The organism is Nocardia acidivorans NBRC 108247, assembly GCF_001625085.1.
GTDB lineage: Bacteria > Actinomycetota > Actinomycetes > Mycobacteriales > Mycobacteriaceae > Nocardia > Nocardia acidivorans.
Window position 1 is genome coordinate 1 of sequence record NZ_BDAW01000102.1, and the last position, 21,078, is coordinate 21,078.

The following is a 21,078-nucleotide window of genomic DNA, read 5'->3' on the forward strand; positions in this document are numbered from 1 at the left end:
GCCCGTTCGGAATCGGCGATCGGTGCGGCCGAGTAACCCTCGAGGTTGAGGGTGTCGACCTCGAGCACCGGCACATTGCGGCCCGTCACGAAGTCATCGCGACCCGTGGTCAGAATGGCGACCGGGCGCGCGGTATCGAGGACGTAATCGATGCGCTCGAGCGGCTGATCGGGATCCAGCGGCACGTACGCGCCACCGGCCTCGAGCACCGCGTACATGGCGACAACCAGATCCACCGAACGCCGAATGGCCAGGGCCACCAGCGATTCCGCGCCGACGCCCTGCGCCATGAGCTTGCGGGCCAGGCGATGCACCCGGCCGGAGAACTCGGCGTAGGACAGACTTGTCCCCTCGAAACTGACGGCAATCGCGTCCGGGCTGGTCAGCGCCTGTGCCTCGAAGAGCGAAACCAAGGTGGCCGCATCGCCTTCCGGCAGTGCGGGCAGTACGCCACCGAGTTCGAACGCGGTGTCGTTCCATACATCGAGCACCTGCTCGCGCTCACCGGCGACCAGCAGATCGATATCGCCGATCGGCCGCTCCGGATCGGCGACGACGGCCGCGAGAATCAAATCCAGCCGATGCGCGAACGCGGCGACCGTCGACTCGTCGAAAAGGTCACGCGCATAGGAGAACTCGGCGGACATGCCCGCGTTCTCACCGTGCTCGTCCTGCGCCTCCTGCAGGGTCAATTGCAGATCGAACTTGGCCAGCTGGGCGTCGTAGTCGACGCCGTTGACCGAGAGTCCGGGCAGCTCCAGGCTGGCCTGGCGGGTGTTCTGGAAGGTCAGCATGACCTGGAACAGTGGATGCCGGGCCTGCGAACGCGCCGGGTTGAGCACCTCCACGAGGCGTTCGAACGGCACATCGGCGTGCGCGAAGGCGTGCAGATCGCTCTCGCGGGCCTGGGCGAGCAGATCGGCGAAGGTCTTCTCGCCGTCCACCTCGCTGCGCAGCACCAGGGTGTTGACGAACATGCCGATCAGGTCGTCCAGCGCGGCCTCACCACGACCGTGCACCGGGGTGCCGATGGCGATATCGGAGGTCCCGGACATCCGGGCCAGCAGCACCGCGAGGGCACTGTGCAGCACCATGAACAGCGAGGCATTGTGCCGGCGGCCCAGCTCCACCAGGCGCTGCTGCGTCTGCGCGGAGATGGCGAACGGATAGGTGCCGCCCCGGTACGAGGCGGCGGGCGGGCGCGGGCGATCCGAGGGCAGCACCAGCTCATCCGGCAGATCGGCCAGGGTATCGGCCCAGTACCGAATCTGCTTGGAGATCAACGAGTTCGGATCGTCCTCCGAGCCCAGCACCTCGCGCTGCCAGAGCGCGTAGTCGGCGTACTGCACCGGCAGTTCGGCCCAGGCCGGCGCCTCCCACGAGGTGCGGGCGGCGTAGGCGACCATGACATCGCGGGCCAGCGGCCCCATGGACCAGCCGTCCGCCGAGATGTGGTGCACCACCATGCCGAGCACGAACTCGGTCTCGCTGAGTTCGAACAGCGCCGCGTGCATCGGCACCTCATCGGTGACGTCGAAGGCCATCGACGCCAGCTCGACCAGGTGGTCGATGAGATTGGCCTGGGTGACCGGCACCGGGGTCAGGTCGGGCACGATCTGCGCGGCGTCCAGCACCCTCTGGACCGGTCCGTGCACGGTCTCCGGGAAGACGGTGCGCAACGATTCGTGCCGGTCGATCACATCGATGACCGCGACCTGCAGCGCGGCCACATCCAGCTCGCCCGAGAGCCGGATGGCGACCGGGATATTGTTCACCGCGGAAGCGGTGTCGAACCGGTTCAGGAACCACATGCGCTGTTGCGCAAGGGAAAGCGGGATCTCACTGGGCCGCTCACGGGCGACCAGGGCCTTGCGCGCACCGTCACCGGCATGCGATTCGACGCGCGCCGCCAGGGCCGCGACGGTGGCGGCCTCGAACAGCATGCGCACCGGCACGCGAGTATCGAGGGCGGTGCCCAGGCGGGTGGCGACCTGGGTGGCGATGAGCGAGTTGCCGCCGAGTTCGAAGAAGTCGTCGTCGACGCCGACGCGGGCGACGCCCAGCACCTCGCCGAAGATCTGCGCCACGATCTCTTCGATAGGCGTTGTGGGAGCCCGGAATTCGCGCACCTCGAACACCGGGGCGGGCAGCGCGCGGCGATCCAGCTTGCCGGAGGCGTTGAGCGGGAAGGCTTCCAGCACGACGAAAGCCGACGGCACCATGTACGCGGGCAGCGTGCGGTGCAGCAGCGCCTTGACGCTGTCCAGATCGACCGGGCCGCGGGTCACCACGTAGGCGACCAGCTGATCACCGGCGACGGTGTCGATGACCAGGACCACGGCCTGATTGACCGAGGGATGCCCGAGCAGCGCGGTCTCGATCTCACCGAGTTCGATGCGCTGACCGCGGAACTTGACCTGGAAATCGGTGCGGCCGATGTACTCCAGCGCGCCGGAGGCATTCCAGCGCACCAGGTCTCCGGTGCGGTACAGGCGCGCGCCCGCGGTGCCGAACGGGTCGGCGACGAAGCGCTCGGCACTCAGATCGGGGCGGCCGTAGTAGCCGCGCGCGACCTGCGCGCCACCCAGGTACAGCTCACCAGGAACGCCCGCCGGAACGGGGCGCAGGCCCTCGTCCAGGACATAGGTCTGCGCGTTCCACACCGGGCGGCCGATGGGCACCGCGGTCGGGGTGGGGTTGCCGATGGCCGCGTAGGTGGCGTGCACGGTGAATTCGGTCGGGCCGTACAGGTTGTGCACGGCCGCGGTGGAGAAGCGCCGGAACGCGGTGACCGTGGCGGGCGGCAGGGCCTCACCGGCGACCAGAACCGCACGCAGCGACAGGCATTCGGCTGCCGAGGCGCTGGAGGCGAAGACGCTCAGCATGGACGGCACGAAGGAGGTCATGGTGACCCGGTGCCGTCCGATGACCTCGGACAGGTACATGGGATCGCGGTGACCGTCCGGGGCCGCGATGACCTGCTGCGCGCCGACGGCGAGCGAACCGAAGAGTTCCCAGACCGACACGTCGAAGGTGACGGGGGTCTTCTGCAGGATCACATCGGTGTCGTCGATGCCGTATTCGGCGGTGATCCAGGCGATCTGGTTCAGCACCGCGCTGTGCGGCACCGCGACGCCCTTGGGGCGACCGGTCGAGCCGGAGGTGTAGAGCACGTACGCGGTGTTCGACGGGCGCAGCGGAGCCGATCGATCGGCGGACGTCACCGGGGCATCGTCGAATTCGCTCAGATCCAGCGAATCCAGGTGCAGCACGGTGCAATCGGCGGTCTCGACCGCGTCATCGGTGGTGGTGAGCAGGACCACCGGCCGCGAACTCGCCAGCACGTATTCGGTGCGCTCGGCCGGATGATCGGGATCGACCGGCACGTACCCGCCACCGGCGGTGAGGGTGGCGTAGATGGCCACCAGCATGTCGACGGAGCGGCGAATCCCGACCGCGACCAGCGTCTCCGGGCCCACCCCCTCAGCAATGAGCTTGCGCGCCAGGCGATTCACCCGGCCGGAGAAGTCGGCGTAGCTGAGTTCGGCGGGCGCGCCGAACATACTGCCGCTGCGCTCACCGGGATCGAAGATGAGCGCGGTGCCGTGCGGGCGCAGACGGACCTGCTCCTCGAAGAGGTCCAGCACCGTCCCGGCGGCGGGCAGCGCGTGCGCGTTGCGGCTCCAGTCACCCAGGACCAGGGCGCGCTCGTCCTCGTTGAGGACGTCGATATCGCGGACCACGATTTCCGGTGCGGCGACGGCGGTTTCGAGCACGCGCAGATAGCGGTGCCCGAATTCGGCGACGGTCTCGGCATCGAACAGATCGGTGGCGTAGGACAGCACCACCGAGAGTCCGGCGGGCTGACCGGACATGCCGCGCTGTTCGGTGAGCGTCCACTGCAGGTCGAATTTGGCGATATCGACTTCGAGCTCATCCGCCCACACGGTGAGTCCGGGCAGTTCCATGGAGCCGTGCGACATCTCCTGGAACGAGAGCATGGTCTGGAACAGCGGATGCCGGGCCTGTGAACGGGTCGGGTTGATGACCTCGACCAGGCGCTCGAACGGCACATCGGTATTGGCGAAGGCCGCCAGATCCGCTTCCCGGGTGCGGGCCAGGAAATCGGTGAAGCTCTCGGCCCCACGCACTTCCGAGCGCAATACCAGGGTGTTGACGAACATGCCGATCAAATCGTCCAGGGCCTGCTCACCACGGCCCGCGACCGGGGTGCCGATGGCGATATCGGAGGTCCCGGACAGGCGGGCCAGCAGCACCGCAAGTGCGGAGTGCATCACCATGAACAGCGAAACACCCTGTGCGCGAGCCAATCCCGTGAGCTTGGCATGCAGTTCGGCCGGGATCTCGAAGGTGACCCGGTTACCCCGGAAGGACTGCACCGGCGGGCGCGGGCGATCCGCGGGCAGGTCCAGCTGGTCGGGCAGACCCGCCAGTGACGAACGCCAGTAGTCGATCTGGCGCGCGGCCATCGATTCGGGATCGGACTCCGAACCCAGCACCTCGCGCTGCCAGATGGAGAAGTCCTGGTACTGCACCGGCAGCGGGGCCCACGCGGGCTGCTGTCCGGCCACCCGTGCCAGATAGGCGGCGGTCATATCGCGCGAGAGCGGACCGAACGAGAAACCGTCCGCGGCAATGTGATGCACCACGAAGGCCACGGCGTAGTCGGCCGATTCGGCGGTCGCCTCACCGACCTGGAAGACCCGGACCCGAATGGGCAGCTCGCGTGAGACGTCGAAGCCGCGCGAGGCGAATTCGGCCAGACCGGCGAACAATTCGTGCTCATCGATGCGCTGGACCTCGATACCGAGATCCACCTCGGCCATCGGCAGCACCTGCTGCAGACCGCCGTCCCCGGATTCGGGGAAGATGGTGCGCAGCGATTCCTGGCGCTCGACCACATCGTGCAGCGCCAGTTGCAGCGCCTCGATATCGACACCGCCGCGCAACCGCACCACGAACGGGAGGTTGTAGGTCGGGACGTTCGGATCGAACTGGTTCAGGAACCACATGCGCTGCTGCGCAAGGGAAAGCGGCACCCGCTCCGGACGCGGCCGCGCCACCAGCGGCGGCCGCGAGACATCGGACGGGGCGGTGTTCTCCATCCGGGTGGCGATGCCCGCGACGGTGGGCGTCTCGAAGAGCGCGCGCACACCCAGGCGGGTGGAGAACGCGGCCGAGATGCGGGCCACCACCTGGGTGGCCACCAGGGAGTTACCGCCCAGATCGAAGAAGTTGTCGTCGATCCCGACGCGCTCGTGGCCGAGCACATCGGCGAAGATGCCCGCCACGATCTCCTCGGCGGCGGTGCGCGGGGCGCGGTATCCGGCGGCGTCCACGCTGAACACCGGATCGGGCAGGCCCTTGCGGTCCAGCTTGCCGGAGGTGTTGAGCGGGAAGGCTTCCAGCACCATGATCGAGGCCGGGACCATGTAGGTCGGCAGCTTCTCGGCGGCGAAGCGGGTGAGCTCGGCCGGATCGATGCTCTGGCCGGGCATGGGCACCACGTACGCGACCAGCTGCTGACCGGTCGCGGTGTCCATGACCAGGACGGCGGCCTGGCTGACGGCCGGATGCGCGAGCAGATCGGTCTCGATCTCACCGAGCTCGATGCGCTGGCCGCGGAACTTGACCTGAAAGTCGGTGCGGCCGATGTATTCCAGTGCGCCGGAAGCGTTCCAGCGCACCAGGTCACCGGTGCGGTACATGCGTTCGCCGGCGGCCGAGAGCGGGTTCGCGACGAAGCGATCCGAGGTCAGATCCGGACGGCCCTTGTACCCGCGCGCGAGCTGACGCCCGCCCAGGTACAGCTCACCGTGTGCGCCGACCGCGGCCGGGCGCAGCCGCGAATCCAGTACGTAGACATCGACATTCCACTCCGGCACGCCGATCGGCACGGTGCCGGTGTCGGCGTCGGTGTTCTCCCAGTACGTCACCGAGACCGCGGCCTCGGTGGGGCCGTACAGGTTGTGCAGACCCGCACTGCTCAGCGCGCGGAAGCTCGCACCGGTCTCGGGCGGCAGCGCCTCACCGATGACGAAGACGGTCCGGAGCGAAACACACTGCGCCGCACTGGCATGCGAGACGAAGACGGTCAGCATGGACGGTACGAAGTCGGTGACCGTGACCCCGTGGCGCGCGATGGTCTCCGCGACGTAGACCGGATCGCGATGCCCGTCCGGGGTCGCGATGATCATCTTCGCGCCCACCATCAGCGGCAGGAAGTAACCCCACAGCGAGACGTCGAAGGTGGTGGCGGTCTTCTGCAGGTAGACATCGTCGGCCGTGAACCCGTACTCGTCGAGCATCCAGAGTTCTTGATTGACAATGGCGTGGTGGGTGACCGCGACCCCCTTGGGGCGGCCGGTGGAACCCGAGGTGTAGATGACGTACGCGGTATTGAGCGGGCGCAGCGGGGCGATCCGATCCGCGTCCGTCACAGGCTGATTCGAGTAACCCGAGACATCGAGGGTGTCGATCTCCAAGCGCCGCACCGAATCCGGGAGCTGGAGCTCATCGCGCGCGGTGGTCAGCACGCAGACCGGTGCCGCGGACTCGAGGATGTAGGCGGTGCGATCGGCCGGGTGATCGGGATCGATGGGCACGTACGCGCCACCGGCGCGCAGCACCGCGTGCATACCGACGACCAGCTCCAGCGAGCGCCGCATACCAAGGGCGACAAGCGATTCCGGGCCGACGCCATCGGCGATCAGGAACCGCGCCAGGCGATTGACGCGCTCGCCGAACTCGGCGTACGTCAGGGTCTCGCCCTCGAATTCGAGGGCGATATTGTCCGGCGTCAGCGGAATCTGGGCGTCCAGCAGCTCCGGCAGCGTGGTGGTCGGGACCTCGTGTCCCGCCGAATTCCACTCCACCAGGGTGCGGGTGCGCTCGGCCGCGGTGGTGATGGGCAGGTCCCACACCCGCTGTTCGGCGGCGGCCGACAGGAACCGGTCGAAGAATTCCAGGAAACGCGAATGATGCTGGTGCGTCTCGGTTTCGGTGTACAGGTTCGGATTGGTCTCGAAGTCGATATGGTTCCGGGTACCCGCCACCGATTGGTAGAAGTTGATGCCCAGATCCTCGACCGAACCGGTGGAGAGCACGCTGTACTCACCGGTGACCGGGCCGAGGGTGACCTCATTGTGGAACAGCATGATGTTGACCCAGGGCCCGAAGAACTCCCGGGTCACCACGCCCTCGCCCGCGCTGTCGCGGCGAATGTCCTCATGCCGGTACCGCTGATGCCGCAGTGCGCCCGACACCTCGACGGTGACCTGCTTGAGCAGTTCGGCAATGGTGGTGCCGTGACCCACGCGCAGGCGCAGCGGCACGATATTCGATACCGCGCCGCCGGAGCGCCGCATGATCGCGGTGGTACGCGCGGTCACCGGCAGCGAGAGGATGACATCCTCCGAACCGGTCCACTGCGCCAGATATCCGGCGAAACCGGCGATGAGCATTGCCGCCGGGGAGGATTCGTGCACCGCCACCGCGGTGTCCAGCAGTTCGGTCTGATCGTCGGTGAGCGAGGCCGAGGCGATGGTGTTGACGGCCGAGGGCGGCGCGCTGCGCCCGGACAGACTCGTCCCCTCTTCCAATCCGGCGACTCGCTCGGACCAGTGCGCCTTGTCCGCGAGAAAGCGGGTGCTGTCGCGGTAGGCGAACTCCTGCTCGACCAGGGTGGCCAGCGGGGTGGCCTTGGAGGGCGCGGGCTCTACGCCGTTGAAGCGCGCGGTGTAGATCTCGGCGACCCGGCTCATGTACGTCATGGCGCCGAAGCCGTCGAGCACGATGTGGTGCACGCGGGCGTACCAGTAGTAGTGGTCCTCGCCCAGGCGGATCATGGCCGAGCGGATGAGCCGGTCGGCGGTGAGGTCGAGCGGACGGCTGTAGTCCGCGCGCATCCACTCCAGGGCGGCCGCACGCGGATCCTCGGCATCGCGCACATCGATCTGGTAGATCGTGCGGTCCAGGGAGGTATCGATGAGCTGCAGCGGTTCGCCATTGCGCTCGATGATGCGCAGGAAGCCGGAGCCGACCTCGAGCGAACCGTCGACCATGGCCTGCTCCAACAGCGGAACGTCGATCTCACCGCGCAGTTCGACGTACTGCGCGATATTGATCGGCACCTGCGGGTCGAGATGCTGGGCGTACCAAATGCCCAGCTGAGCGGGCGACAGCGGGAAAGCCTCGCCCGATCCCGGCGCGATTTCGCTGCCAGCTTCGCCGTTGCCGCCGAAATCTAGCCGGTCCAACCCAAACCTCGCTTCTGGAACACCACAGCGCTCCCCACCGAAAACCCGAACAGGACGCCACACCAGCCATGGGTGGCGTCCGATGCTCGGGGCTCACTTCACGTATTTTTGAGATCCTCTGGGCTATCTACCCAGTCGACCGAAGTTGTTACATGGGCGTACGAACGTCCGAAGGTTCATCGACCGCTATTGGTACAAAGCTGCTGAGCACCCGAACCAATCTACCGGCAGCTGGCAACCCATTACGAAGAAGCACCATAGCTCCGCGCTATCACCGCATTTCGCGGTCTCACCCAGTGATATGCGTCCTGTCCCGAGCCGGGTCGTACAGGTGGGACCGGGCGCAATCCACCGATTTCGCCAGGGCCCTGCCGACCAGGATCACCGCCGCCCGACGCAGTTCGGCGTCCTCCACCCGGTCCGCGATATCGGCGAGGGTGCCGCGCAGGACCTGCTGTTCGGGCTGACTGGCGCGATAGACGACCGCGACCGGACAGTCGGCGCCGTACTCCGGGACCAGCTCCCGCGCGAGGGTTCGGATGCGAGTGACAGCCAGATGCAATACGAGCGTCGCGCGGGTGCGCGCGAAGTTGGCGAGCGCCTCGGTTTCGGGCATGACGGTCGAACGCGCCCGGGTGCGCGTCAACACCACTGACTGGGTGAGCTCCGGGACGGTCAGTTCGGTGCCCAGCAGGGCCGCCGCGGCGGCGTAGGCGGGCACGCCGGGGGTGACATCCCACGGGACACCGGCGGCGTCGAGCCTGCGCGTCTGCTCGGCGAGGGCCGAATATATGGACGGGTCCCCCGAACACAGGCGAGCGACGTCCCGCCCCTTGTTCGTGGCTCGCACGCAGTGCTCGATGATCTGATCCAGATCCAGGCCCTGGGTATCGATGAGCTCGGCATCGGGCGCGCAGTGCGCCAGCACCTCGGGATCCAGATACGTCCCCGCGTAGAGGCAGACGGGCGACTCGCGCAGCAGCCCCACCGCGCGCACGGTCAGCAGGTCCGCCGCTCCGGGTCCGGCCCCGATGAAGTGCACAGTCATGCGCCGAGTCTGGCACTCGACACCGGTGCCGCGACCTCGTACCCCCCGCTCGGCGCGGGGATGCGGTCCGCGTCAGCCGCTGATGTCGAAGACCGCGGTCACCTTGGCGGGGACGAGACGGACCACCAGTTCCCCGGGGGTGCCATTGCGCCTGCCGAATTCCTCCGCCCGATCCGCGCCCATATAGCGTTCGGCGATCAGGGTGGCGGTGCGCACCAATTCACCTGGATCATCGGAGGTTTCGGCCTTGCCCTGCACCTGGACATAGCCGTACGGCGGCTCCTCCAGATCCACGATCATGCTCAGCCGCCCGTCGCGGGTGATGGACCTGCCTTTGGCCGAGGTATCGCCCGTGTTGAACACGACCGCGTCATCCTCCAGCACGAACCAGACCGGAGTGACCAGTGGCCGCCCGTCGGCGGCGGTGAAGGCGAGCTTGCCGGTGCGAGTGCCCGTGGACAGGAACTCGCGCACCCGAGGATCGGAAAGTGAGGCCATGGCTTCACCGTAGAGTCAGATGGCCCCGCGTTCACGCGCACGCGCTACCGCCGAGGTCCGCGATTTCACGCCGAGCTTGGCGTAGATGTGCACCAGATGGGATTTGACGGTGGTCTCGCTCAGGAACAGCCGGCGGCCGATCTCGCGATTGGAGTGACCGTCGGCGACCAGGCGCAGCACCTCGATCTCGCGCGGGCTCAAGGTGGTGTCGGGTTTGCGGACCCTGGTCATCAGGCGCGAGGCCACCGAGGGGGACAGCACGCTCTCGCCCTCCGCGGCCGAGCGGACCGCGGCCAGCAGCTCCGAGGGCGGGGTGTCCTTGAGGATGTAGCCGACCGCGCCCGCCTCGATCGCGCCGAGGATATCGGCGTCGGTGTCATAGTTGGTGACCACCAGCACATTCGGTGGATCGGGCAGTTCGCGCAGGGCGGCGGTGGCGTCCGCGCCGGACTTGCCGGGGCCGAAGCGCAGGTCCATCAGCACCAGGTCGACCGCCGTGGTGGAGCAGAACGCCACGGCCTCCTCGGCGGTGGCGACCTCACCGACGACATCGATATCGCCGCCCGAATCACTCTCCGCCACACCGGAATCCAGTAGGGCGCGCAGACCCGCGCGGACGATCGCGTGATCGTCGGCGAGCAGGATTCGAATCACTTTCCCTCCAGCGGATGTCACTGCTCGGCCACCGGGAACGAGACGGTGACGGCGGTGTGCCCGGGTTCGGACTCCACGCCCATGGTGCCGCCCTGTTGTTCCACGCGATTTCGCATGGCGTTGAGACCGAAACTGCCCGAGGGGGATTCGGCGAGCACGGCGGGTTCGATGCCGATACCGTCGTCGACCACGTCCAGGTGGACGGCGTCGCCTGCGTAGGTAAGGGTGACGCGCATGCGCTGAGCCTGCGCGTGCCGCACCACATTCGAGACCGCGCCCTGAGTGATGCGCACCAGCGCGGCCTCGATGGACATGGGCAGGGCGTGCGGATCGCCCTCCACCAATACCTGGGCGTCGAGGCCGGGTGCGGTGGCGCGCTGGGTGATTCGGGTGAGCGCGCCCGCGAGCGACTGCCCCTCCAGCGCGGCGGGCGTGAGTTCGGCTATGAGATGGCGGGTTTCGACCAGACTGTCGGCGGCGGTCTCGCGGGCGAGGCGAATCTTGGCCACCGCCGGGTGATCCGGTGCCGCGCGCTCCACCGCGTGCAGCAACAATTGGATACTGCTCAGGCCCTGGGCCACCGTATCGTGGATCTCCTGCGCCAGGCGCTCGCGCTCGGCCATTTTGCCCGCGGTGCGCTCCTGTTCGGCGAGAGTGTTTCTGGTGGCGAGCAATTCGTCGATCAGCCGCTGGCGATCGGCGGCCTCGCGGAACAGCGCCTCGTAGCCCAGGCCGATGCCCACCGCCACCAGCGCGCCCAGCAGCGGACCGATAATGCCGCCGAAGGTCCAGCCGCGATGCAGCGCGAAGCCGACCACCGACACCGCCGTGGTGACGGTGACCGCGATCAGACCCCAATTGCGCGGCAGCAGATGCAAATACAGGAAGAACAGTCCGAAGACGAGGTAGACGGCCTCGGGGACGAAGGCCACCAGCACCAGCCACAGCAGGGTCAGCACCAGCAGCCACACCCGCGCGGCCAGCAGTCGGCGGCGGAACAATCCACCCGCGAAGTAGACCCCGAGGAAGGCCCCGGACAACACCACCACGACATAGGGGTGCGCATCGGCGATGACGGCTCGCACCGCGACCACCGCCGTCAACGCCACCACCAGCACGTGCAGACCGAGCTGCACGGCGGACAGGACGGGGGTCAGGGGCGATCGGTGCACGCCGACCAGCTTATGCCGGGCAACCCGGGCGGCATCCATCGAAAGTAGGAAACGCCGCACCTCCATCGGCAGGGGGCGGATTCGTTCGGCGGCTCGATGGAATCGCGAGCGTTTCACATGAGAGTGGAGTCATGTTCGTAGCACTCCGAGATCTGCGGGCCGCCCGCGGCCGCTTCCTGCTCATCGCCCTGGTGGTGACGATGGTCGCGCTGCTCGTCAGTTTTCTGAGCGGCCTGACCGCCGGGCTGGCGCACCAGAATATCTCCGCCCTCCAATCGCTCCGGACCAGCACCGTGGCGTTCTCCGATACCGGGTCGTCGGCATCGTTCGACTCCTCGGCCCTGAGTCAGGAGCAGGTGCGGGCCTGGCAGCGGGCGGGCGGCAGCTCGGGCACCGTCGACCCGATCGGCATCAGTCGCACCCGGGCCACGCACGATGGGGTCTCCCCCGCCCAAGTCGCGCTGTTCGGTGTCGAGGGCACACCATTCGGCAATCGCATGGCAACCGAGAACGGTCAGGTGGTTCTCTCCGCGGCCGCCGCCAAGGATCTCGCGGCCGGGGCCGGTGACACCGTGGCGCTGGGCAGCGGCAACTTCACGGTCAAGGCCGTGACCGAGGATGACTGGTACGCGCACACACCGGTGGTATGGATGACGCTCTCGGATTGGCGGGCGCTCAATCCGCGCTCCGGTGCGGCGACCATTATCGCGGTCTCCGGGGTGAGCGATCAGTCCGCGATCAACGCGGCCGCGCACACCACCACGACCTCGTCCAAGGGTTCGCTGTCCGCCATGAGCTCGTATCAGGCCGAGAATGGCTCACTCACCCTCATGACGGCCATGCTCTTCGCCATCTCGGCGCTGGTGATCGGCGCGTTCTTCACGGTGTGGACGGTGCAGCGCGCACCGGATATCGCGACGCTGAAAGCCCTTGGGGCAACGACGGGTTCGCTGGTCCGCGATGCCCTCGGCCAAGCTCTGGTGGTGCTGGTCGCCGGTGTCGGCATCGGCGTCGGCCTCACCGCGCTCGCGGGTGCGTTCCTGGGTGACGCGGTGCCCTTCGTGCTCGGCGTCGGCAGCACGCTCTTCCCCGCCGCCGCCCTGGTACTGCTCGGCCTGCTCGGCGCGGCCTTCGCACTGCGCTTCCTCGTCACCACCGATCCGCTCAACGCCCTCAACCAGGTGCGCTGATCCCCTTGTTCCCCAGGAGTTTCGCGATGACCAACGCATTGACGGTCGCCGACCTCATGCTCACCTTCCCCGACGGCGCCGAGCGGATCACCGCGCTGAACCGGATCAACCTGTCGGTGCGGGGCGGCGAGATCGCCGCCATCACCGGACCCTCCGGCTCCGGTAAGTCCACGCTGCTGGCCGCCGCCTCCACTCTGATCCGTCCCGATTCCGGTCGCATCGAACTCGAAACCGACAGCGGTACGGTCGATCTGGCCAAGCTCGGCCGCCGCGAGGCCACCACGCTGCGCCGCGAATCCATCGGCATCGTATTCCAGCAGGCCAATCTGGTGCCCGCGCTGACCGCGCTGGAACAGCTCGAGGCCATGGTCCATCTCGGGCAGACCTGGTTCGTCTCCCCCGCCCGCCGCCGCGCGGCCCGGGCACATGCCCGTGAACTACTCGACGCGGTCGGATTGGCCGACTACGCGAACAAACGTCCCGGCCAACTCTCGGGCGGGCAACGGCAGCGCGTGAATATCGCCCGCGCCCTCATGAACGAGCCGTCCCTGCTGGTGATCGACGAACCCACCAGCGCCCTCGATCAGGAACGCGGCGCGGCCATTATCGAGCTGATCGTGCGCATTGCCCGCGAACACCGCGCCGCGACCCTGCTGGTCACCCACGACCGCGCCCACCTGCACCAGATGGACACCATCTACCGCATGGTCGACGGTACCCTCACCCTGGAATCCGAAAACCGCGCCGCACACGCGGTCTGACAGGATCGGTCGGCCGCACCCTCGACCCACCGGCACGGGAGCCCGCGAGTTTGGCGCGCAAATGCGCACCCACCGTGACGGGTTCGTACTTGCTGCCGTCGCCGATACAGGACGGCAGTGTCTCGATGAGCGCACCGATATTGCCGTCGTGGAAATTCGCGGCACTGCGGCGGCGCGCGATGGTGCCGTCCACGATCGGCGGCTTCACCCGGTGCAGTGTCGAGAGCCAGCGCTCATTGTGTCTACTCGATCCTTTTTCGCGGAATTGCCTCTGGCGGATCCCGGCCTCCGCGATGAGTTGTCGGCGGAGCTGATCGAGACCACGGAAGGTAGTAGGGATCCGTGGCGGGGATGAGTGTCGGGCTGCTGGATACATCGGTATTCATCGCACGAGAAACGACTGATCGATGCGGGTCGAATCGCGGGCTGGGATTGCTCACGGGGGATGGTGCGGTGGTGGGGAAGATCGCGAAATAGGGTGTTGGGGCGCAGGTTACGGGATAGTCATTTTGATGGAATAGCGTTCTCCGAATTCGCAGTTCTCGGAAGAGGAGTGGTCGCGATGAGGGAAGCGCTTCCTAGTAAGAGGCAAGTTCTCCTGGCTTGCCGTGGAACCAGTTTTCCGGAGCATCCGGTACTGAGCGCCGCACAGGAACTAACCGAGCTACACGGGCGGAAGATGACGGCGGCGCCGGATGCCTGCGCCGAACTCGATAGTCTGCGAAACGAATTGGTGCACACCATCGACTGCTGGGTGACATCCCGGCTACCACCCTCGCACGGGGCGGCCCGGGTGCATACCGAAACACTCGGTGCCGTCATCGATCGGCTGGCGCAGTTGACGGCGCACGCCTATGCGGCGCTGGCGCATGCTTCCGGGCGGGAATTGACCGATGTCTGGGAGAGCCTTGCCGAATTGGCCGTGGGTTATGAGGATTTGGCGTCCGAGGTGTGTACCGGAAGACGCCGGTTGCCCGGTGGGCATTGAGCGAATTGCCCGGCGATACCGAGCCGCCGGGCAATTCGCCGCCTGATCATTTCGGTGGGGAATGCTGGGCGTACCAGGCCAGCAGGTCCGGATCGTCCACAGCCGTGGGGGCCACCACCCTGGCGAGCTCCGCGCCCTGGAAGAGTTTCTTGAGAGGGACTTCGAGCTTCTTTCCGGTGCGGGTGTGCGGAATAGCCGGGGCGGCAATGATTTCGTCGGGTACGTGCCGCGGTGAGACCTCGGTGCGAATGGCGGAATTGATGCGCGCCTTCACCTCATCGGTGAGCTCGACACCGGGGGCGGGGACGATGAACAGCGGCATCCAGTAGCGGCCCCCGGGGAGTTCGACGCCGAGCACCAGGGCCTCGGCGACCTCGGGCAGCGCCTCGACCGTCTGGTAGATATCGGCGCTGCCCATGCGGATGCCGTGCCGGTTCAGGGTCGAATCGGAGCGGCCGTGCACGGTGATACCGCCGTGGTCGTTGATGGTGATCCAGTCGCCGTGCCGCCAGACACCGGGGAACATATCGAAATAGGCTTCGTGATAACGGCTTCCGTCCGGATCATCCCAGAAGCACACCGGCATGGACGGCATCGGTTTGGTGATGACCAGTTCGCCGACCTCACCGCGCACCGGACGCCCTCTCTCGTCCCAGGCGTCCAGGGCCACACCGAGATACGGGGCGGAGAGTTCACCCGGCCACACCGGAACGGTGCGCACACCTCCGATGAACGCCGAGACGACATCGGTACCGCCGCTGATGGAAGCGACCGGAACGTCCGGACCCACATTGTCGCGCAACCATAGTGAGGAGGACGGCGGCAGCGACGAACCGGTGACGCCCACCGTGCGCAGCGCGGAGAGATCGTGATCGCGGCGCGGCGCCACACCGGCCTTGACGCATCCCAGCACATAGCCGGGGCTGGTGCCGACCACCGTCGCACCGGTGCGAGCGGCGATGGCCCACAACGCATCCGGGGTGGGTGCCGCCGGGCTGCCATCGTAGGTGACGATGGTCGCGCCCACCAGCAGCCCGGCCACCTGGAAGTTCCACATCATCCAGCTCGGGCTGGTGTACCAGAAAAAGGTGTCCTCGCGCCCGATATCGAATTGGAGGGCAACGGCTTTCAGATGCTCGAGCAGCACCCCGCCGTGTCCGTGCACGATACCCTTGGGCTTGCCGGTGGTCCCGGAGGAGTACAGCACCCAGAGCGGATGTTCGAAATCGACCGGGACGGTGTCGATCACGGTCGAATCGGCATCCGAGACAGCCTCATCCCAGGACACCACCCCCGGCAGCGACTCGCCGAGGCGCGCGACCAGCACCGTCGCGGCCAGCGACGGCAGCCCCGCCCGCAGCGCCTCGATATCGGCGGTCTTATCGTGCACCTTGCCGCCGAAGCGATAGCCGTCCGCGGTGACCAGCACCTTCGGCTCCAACTGCCCGAGCCGATCCAGGGCCGCCTGCGCGGAGTAGTCCTGTCCACAGGCGCTCCACACCGCGCCGAGGCTCGCGGTGGCGAGGAAGGCGATCACGGCCTGCGGAATATTCGGCAGGTATCCGGCCACCCGATCACCGCGCCCCACCCCGAGTTCCCGCAGGGTGCGCGCGAAAGCCGCTGTGCTGCGCAATAGTTCGTGCCAGGACAGCTCGGTCACACCGCCGTCCTCATCGACCCCGAGAATCGCGGGCCGATCGGTGCGCGCCTGCCGCACCACCTGATCCACATAGTTCAGCTGTTGCGCCGGAAACCATTTCGTCCCCGGCATCTCGGTGGAGACGAGCACCTGACCGCTGCGCTGCCCCAGGTCGAAGTAATCCCAGAGCGCGCCCCAGAACCCCGCCAGATTCCCGACCGACCAGCGCCAGAGCGAGTCGTAGTCCGGCAGCGCCGTTCCGGTGCGCTCGGTCACGTACTCCGCGAAATCGGTGACCCGCGCCCCGGCGATATCCGCCGCACTCGGCACCCACTGTGGTTCCACCGCACTACCTCCTACGACGCGAATCCCGCGCTGTCCGCGACCTGCGCGCGCTGCACGATCCGCTCGGCATGCCGGATGACCGGCATATCCACCATTCGTCCCTCGAAGGTGAAGACACCCCGATGATTCGGCACCTCGGCCAAAAGCCTTTGCGCCCAATCGACTTCCTTGGCCACGGGCGCATAGGCGCGCCGAATGACCGGTATCTGACTGGGATGAATGGCGACCTTGGCATCGAACCCGACCGCTACGGCGTCCTGCGACTCCGTCGCGAGCCCGGCCAGATCGGGAATGTTCAGGAAGACCGAATCCAGTGCGAACTTGCCATATGCCTTGGCCGCCAACAGCGATTGCGAACGCACATGCAGCGCCACATCGCGGTATCCGCCGTCGGCATGACGGCTGGAGTTGCCGCCGAGCGCCGCCACCAAATCCTCCGCACCCCACATGACGCCGATGGCATTGCGCACCATGACCGCGCGGCCGACCGCCATCGCGCCCAGCGGCGATTCGATGAGCGCGATTACCTCGTAGTCGGCCAGCCGCGTAATCTGTTCCGCCGATTCGCATTTGGGCAGCATGAGCCGCCGATACTCGGTGCGCAGCAGGGCATCCAGATCCAGCATGTGCTCGACCGTGCCCGCCGCGTTCACCCGCACCACGGTGCGTTCGGGATCCAGCGGGGTGGCGATCAGCGCCTCGCGGGCGGCGGCCTTATCGGCCTCGGCCACACCGTCTTCCAGATCGATGATCACCACATCGGCCGCGGCGGCGGCCTTGCCATAGCGCTCGGGCCGATCCGCGGGACAGAACAGCCATGCGGGTCCGGGCATCTCCCAGCTCATTACGCGTGCTTCCTCACCAGGGTCCTGCGGTGGGCGGTGGCCACCACATCCCCGTGCTGGTTGCGGCCGGTGTGCGCGAAGGTCACGATGCCCTCCCCCGGACGACTCTTGGATTCCCGCAGGTCGGTGACCTCGGTCTCGGCGTACAGCGTGTCGCCGTGGAAAAGCGGTTTGGGAAAAGCGATTTCGGAGAAGCCGAGATTGGCCACGATGGTGCCCTGGGTCAGCTGCGCCACCGACAGACCCACCAGCGTGGAAAGGGTGAACATGGAGTTCACCAGCCGCTGCCGGAACGGCTCCTGGGTGGCCGCGAACGCGGCGTCCAGGTGCAGCGCCTGGGTATTCATGGTGAGCGTGGTGAACAGGACATTGTCGGCCTCGGTAATGGTGCGGCCGGGCCGATGCTCGTACAGCACACCGAGTTCGAACTCCTCGAACCACAGGCCGCGCTGTACGACTCGGCGTACCTCCGGCGTACCGCCCTCGGTCACAGGCCCAGCTCTCGTCCGATAAGCATCAACTGCACCTCCGTGGTGCCCTCGCCGATCTCCAGGATCTTGCTGTCGCGATAGTGCCGCGCCACAGCATATTCGTTCATGAAGCCGTAGCCGCCGAAAATCTGGGTGGCGTCGCGGGCATTGTCCATGGCGGCCTCGCTGGCGACGAGTTTGGCGATCGAAGCCTGCTTCTTGAACGGTTTGCCCGACAGCATGAGCGCGGCCGCGTCGTAGTAGGCCGTGCGGGCCATATGCGCGCGCACCTCCATCCGGGCGATCTTGAAAGCGATCGCCTGATTGCTCCCGATGGGCCGGCCGAACGCCTCACGCTCCTTGGCGTATTTGATGCTCTCGTCCACACAGCCCTGCGCCGCGCCGACCGACAGGGCGGCAATCGCGATGCGGCCCTCATCGAGAATCCGCAGGAAATTGGCGTAGCCGCGACCGCGCTCACCGAGCAGATTCTCGGCGGGGACGCGCACATCTGTGAAGCTCAGCGGATGGGTGTCCGAGGCATTCCAGCCGACCTTGTTGTACGCGGGCTCGGCCACGAAACCCGGGGTGTCGGCGGGCACGATGATGGTGGAGATCTCCTTCTTGCCATCGGTCTCGCCGGTGACGGCGGTGACGGTGACCAGACGGGTGATATCGGTGCCCGAATTGGTGATGAACTGCTTGCTGCCGTTGATGATCCAGCTGTCACCGTCCTGCTCGGCGGTGGTGCGGGTGCCGCCCGCGTCGCTGCCCGCGCCGGGTTCGGTCAGGCCGAAAGCGCCCAGGGCGCGACCGCTGGCCAGCAGCGGCAGCCACTCCTGCCGCTGCTTGGCATTGCCGAAGCGGTAGATCGGCATGGCCCCCAGGGAGACGCCCGCCTCCAGGGTGATGGCCACACTCTGATCGACCTTGCCGAGCTCCTCCAGGGCCAGGCAGAGCGCGAAGTAGTCGCCGCCCATACCGCCGAATTCCTCCGGGAACGGCAGCCCGAACAGGCCCATATCCGCCATACCCGCGATGACCTCGTACGGGAAGCTGTGCTCGGCATCGTGTTTGGCGGCGACCGGGGCCACCACCTGATTGGCGAAGTCGCGAACGGTGAGGGCGAGTTCGCGGTACTCCTCCGGCAGCGTGCCGGTGGACAGAAAATCGGTCATGACGCGGTGTTCTCCTGGGAATAGGCGGTAATGCGGGCCAGCGGCTGTTCCAGCTTGACCTGCGCCCCGGCTTCGATGAGCAACTCCACGCGACCGGCCACGGGGGCGGTGAGGGTGTGCTCCATTTTCATGGCTTCGACAATCACGATCGGGGTGCCCGCGGCGACCTCGCTGCCGTCCACGACGGGAATGGCGATCACCGAACCCGGCATGGGACTGACGATCTCGGCATCACCGATGTGTTCACCGCCGCCGCGGATATCGGCTTCGGCGACCTCGCGGAGCACGGCGACCCCGGTGGCGTCGGCAATCCAGAGTTGGCCCTCGGCGGTGGCGACGCGGTAACCGGTACGCAGGCCGTCGAGGGTGACGGTGAGCCGGTCGCCCTCCGATACCGCTGTGAGCGAATGCTTTTCACCGTCATCGAGCCAGGCCCGCGCCCGCTCCGGAGTGCCGGAAAGGTAGACGTGCGCGATGCGATCCCCACCACTCAACCGGAATCCGGTGGGAGCGTGGTCGCCGATCCGCCAGCCGTTCGGGGTGGCCCACGGATCGGATGCGCCACTCGGCCAGCGGCGCAGCCACAGCTGCGTTGCGGCGGCGATGAATTGGGCGTCGGTGACGGGTGCGGGCGCGAAGTCGACGGCGCGGCGATCCAGCAGTCCGGTATCGAGCGCACCGGCCCTCACCTGCGGATCGGCGAGCAGGAAGCGCAGGAAGTCGATATTGGCGCGCAGCCCCAGGATCTGCGTATCCCGCAGTGCCGCATCGAGTTTCTTGATGGCCGACTCGCGATCACCGGCGTGCGCGATGACCTTGGAGAGCATCGGATCGTAATCGGTGCCGACCACGGTCCCGGCGCGCAGACCCGAATCCACGCGCACGCCTTTACCTTCCGGCTCGGACAGCGCCAGCACCGTGCCGCCGGTGGGCAGGAAGCCGCGACCCGGATCCTCGGCGTACACCCGGGCCTCGATCGCATGCCCGGTGAGTTTGATGTCCTCCTGGCCGACCGCGAGCTTCTGCCCGGCGGCAATGCGCACCTGGCACTCCACCAGGTCCACGCCGGTGACCAGCTCGGTGACCGGATGCTCCACCTGGAGACGGGTATTCATCTCCATGAAGAAGAACTCGTCCGGTTTGTCGGCGGAGACGATGAACTCCACGGTGCCCGCGCCGACATAGTCCACACTGCGCGCGGTATTGCAGGCGGCCGCGCCGATCCGGGCGCGGGTACGGGCGTCGAGCAGCGGCGACGGCGCTTCCTCGATCACCTTCTGGTGGCGGCGCTGCAGACTGCATTCGCGCTCGCCCAGATGCAGCACCTGGCCGAATTCGTCGGCCAGGATCTGCACCTCGATATGCCTGGGGCGGTGGACGAATCGCTCCAGGAACAGGGTGTCGTCACCGAAGGCCGCACCCGCCTCGCGGCGGGCGCTGACCAGGGCCTCGGGCAGCAGGGCCGGATCCTCGACCCGTCGCATGCCCTTACCGCCGCCGCCGGCGGACGGTTTGACCAGCACCGGATAGCCGATATCGGTTGCGGCGTCGATCAATTCGGCATCGGTGAGACCGGGGCGGGCGATACCGGGCACCACGGGGACGCCGTAGGCCGAGACCGCGTTCTTGGCCGCGATCTTGTCGCCCATGATCTCGATGGCGCGGGCCGGCGGGCCGAGGAAGACGATATCGGCGGCGTCGAGCGCGGCGGCGAAGGCCGGATTCTCCGACAGGAAGCCGTATCCGGGGTGCACGGCCTGTGCGCCCGAGCGCACCGCGGCATCCACCACCTTGGCGATATCCAGGTACGACTCGCGCGCCGGGGCCGGGCCGAGTCGCACCGCGACATCCGCCTCGTGCACATGGCGGGCGTTCACATCGGCATCGCTGTACACCGCGACCGAGCGAATTCCCATGGCGCGCAAGGTGCGGATGACCCGCACCGCGATCTCACCGCGATTGGCGACCAGCACCGTATCGAAGGCGACGGGGTGAGCTTTGTTCATCAAGG

At 67.2% G+C, this 21,078-nt stretch carries 13 protein-coding genes and 1 pseudogene; 3 read left to right on the top strand and 11 right to left on the bottom strand.

Going from position 1 to position 21,078, the window contains the following annotated elements; translation table 11 throughout:
* The 5 genes from NA10_RS32830 to NA10_RS32850 all read right to left on the bottom strand — a co-directional run.
* Positions 1-8,279, bottom strand: an 8,279-nt coding sequence (locus NA10_RS32830; protein ID WP_157556910.1) for a non-ribosomal peptide synthetase, incomplete at its 3' end; no start/stop codon positions are given.
* A gap of 289 nt (positions 8,280-8,568) precedes the next feature.
* Entirely contained in the window at positions 8,569-9,327 is a 759-nt protein-coding gene (cobM, locus tag NA10_RS32835) for a precorrin-4 C(11)-methyltransferase (protein ID WP_067574602.1), read from the bottom strand.
* Positions 9,328-9,399: 72 nt separating this feature from the next.
* Positions 9,400-9,825, bottom strand: a complete 426-nt coding sequence (locus tag NA10_RS32840; protein ID WP_067574603.1) for a PPOX class F420-dependent oxidoreductase — start codon at positions 9,823-9,825, stop codon at positions 9,400-9,402.
* Positions 9,826-9,840: 15 nt separating this feature from the next.
* Positions 9,841-10,479, bottom strand: coding sequence for a LuxR C-terminal-related transcriptional regulator (locus NA10_RS32845; protein ID WP_067574604.1), 639 nt, complete (start codon positions 10,477-10,479; stop codon positions 9,841-9,843).
* A 17-nt stretch (positions 10,480-10,496) separates the two neighbouring features.
* The gene (locus tag NA10_RS32850; protein WP_174562591.1) at positions 10,497-11,651 is read right to left on the bottom strand and encodes a sensor histidine kinase; all 1,155 of its coding nucleotides are present in this window, start codon (positions 11,649-11,651) and stop codon (positions 10,497-10,499) included.
* A gap of 131 nt (positions 11,652-11,782) precedes the next feature.
* On the opposite strand from NA10_RS32850, the gene NA10_RS32855 reads away from it, so the two are divergent.
* Positions 11,783-12,841 carry an ABC transporter permease gene (locus NA10_RS32855; protein WP_067574605.1) on the top strand — a complete coding sequence of 353 codons (1,059 nt, stop codon included), beginning with the start codon at positions 11,783-11,785 and terminating at the stop codon, positions 12,839-12,841.
* Positions 12,842-12,867: 26 nt separating this feature from the next.
* Complete coding sequence (locus NA10_RS32860; RefSeq protein ID WP_067574606.1) at positions 12,868-13,602, top strand: ABC transporter ATP-binding protein; 735 nt, start codon at positions 12,868-12,870, stop codon at positions 13,600-13,602.
* Here the strand turns inward: NA10_RS32860 and NA10_RS32865 are convergent.
* Positions 13,562-13,840 (bottom strand): annotated as a pseudogene (locus tag NA10_RS32865) (isopenicillin N synthase family oxygenase); the annotation flags it as partial. The gene NA10_RS32860 and the pseudogene NA10_RS32865 overlap by 41 nt on opposite strands.
* 441 nt (positions 13,841-14,281) lie before the next feature.
* Between NA10_RS32865 and NA10_RS32870 the strand changes: the two are divergent.
* Positions 14,282-14,590, top strand: a complete 309-nt coding sequence (locus tag NA10_RS32870; protein ID WP_245678143.1) for a DUF4254 domain-containing protein — start codon at positions 14,282-14,284, stop codon at positions 14,588-14,590.
* A 46-nt stretch (positions 14,591-14,636) separates the two neighbouring features.
* Here NA10_RS32870 and NA10_RS32875 read toward each other — a convergent pair whose 3' ends face one another.
* The 5 genes from NA10_RS32875 to NA10_RS32895 are packed head-to-tail and all read right to left on the bottom strand — an operon-like array spanning position 14,637 to position 21,073.
* A complete protein-coding gene (locus NA10_RS32875) occupies positions 14,637-16,574 on the bottom strand; it encodes an acetoacetate--CoA ligase (protein ID WP_067574608.1) in 1,938 nt (645 codons plus the stop codon).
* Positions 16,575-16,585: 11 nt separating this feature from the next.
* Positions 16,586-17,419: an HpcH/HpaI aldolase/citrate lyase family protein gene (locus NA10_RS39015; RefSeq protein WP_067574609.1), complete on the bottom strand. Its 834-nt coding sequence runs from the start codon at positions 17,417-17,419 to the stop codon at positions 16,586-16,588.
* On the bottom strand, positions 17,419-17,910 hold the full coding sequence (locus NA10_RS32885) for a MaoC family dehydratase (protein ID WP_067574610.1): 492 nt from the start codon (positions 17,908-17,910) through the stop codon (positions 17,419-17,421). Before NA10_RS32885 ends, NA10_RS39015 begins: the two co-directional genes overlap by 1 nt.
* Positions 17,907-19,067, bottom strand: a complete 1,161-nt coding sequence (locus NA10_RS32890; RefSeq protein ID WP_067574611.1) for an acyl-CoA dehydrogenase family protein — start codon at positions 19,065-19,067, stop codon at positions 17,907-17,909. Before NA10_RS32890 ends, NA10_RS32885 begins: the two co-directional genes overlap by 4 nt.
* The gene (locus tag NA10_RS32895) at positions 19,064-21,073 is read right to left on the bottom strand and encodes an acetyl/propionyl/methylcrotonyl-CoA carboxylase subunit alpha (RefSeq protein WP_067574619.1); all 2,010 of its coding nucleotides are present in this window, start codon (positions 21,071-21,073) and stop codon (positions 19,064-19,066) included. The genes NA10_RS32890 and NA10_RS32895 overlap by 4 nt, the downstream gene beginning before the upstream one ends.
* Positions 21,074-21,078: the final 5 nt, after the last annotated feature.

Coding starts and splice junctions, on each gene's coding strand:
- cobM (WP_067574602.1), bottom strand. CDS start 9,327: ATGACTGTGCACTTCATCGGGGCCGGACCCGGAGCGGCGGACCTGCTG.
- NA10_RS32840 (WP_067574603.1), bottom strand. CDS start 9,825: ATGGCCTCACTTTCCGATCCTCGGGTGCGCGAGTTCCTGTCCACGGGC.
- NA10_RS32855 (WP_067574605.1), top strand. CDS start 11,783: ATGTTCGTAGCACTCCGAGATCTGCGGGCCGCCCGCGGCCGCTTCCTG.
- NA10_RS32860 (WP_067574606.1), top strand. CDS start 12,868: ATGACCAACGCATTGACGGTCGCCGACCTCATGCTCACCTTCCCCGAC.
- NA10_RS32870 (WP_245678143.1), top strand. CDS start 14,282: ATGACGGCGGCGCCGGATGCCTGCGCCGAACTCGATAGTCTGCGAAAC.
- NA10_RS39015 (WP_067574609.1), bottom strand. CDS start 17,419: ATGAGCTGGGAGATGCCCGGACCCGCATGGCTGTTCTGTCCCGCGGAT.
- NA10_RS32890 (WP_067574611.1), bottom strand. CDS start 19,067: ATGACCGATTTTCTGTCCACCGGCACGCTGCCGGAGGAGTACCGCGAA.
- NA10_RS32895 (WP_067574619.1), bottom strand. CDS start 21,073: ATGAACAAAGCTCACCCCGTCGCCTTCGATACGGTGCTGGTCGCCAAT.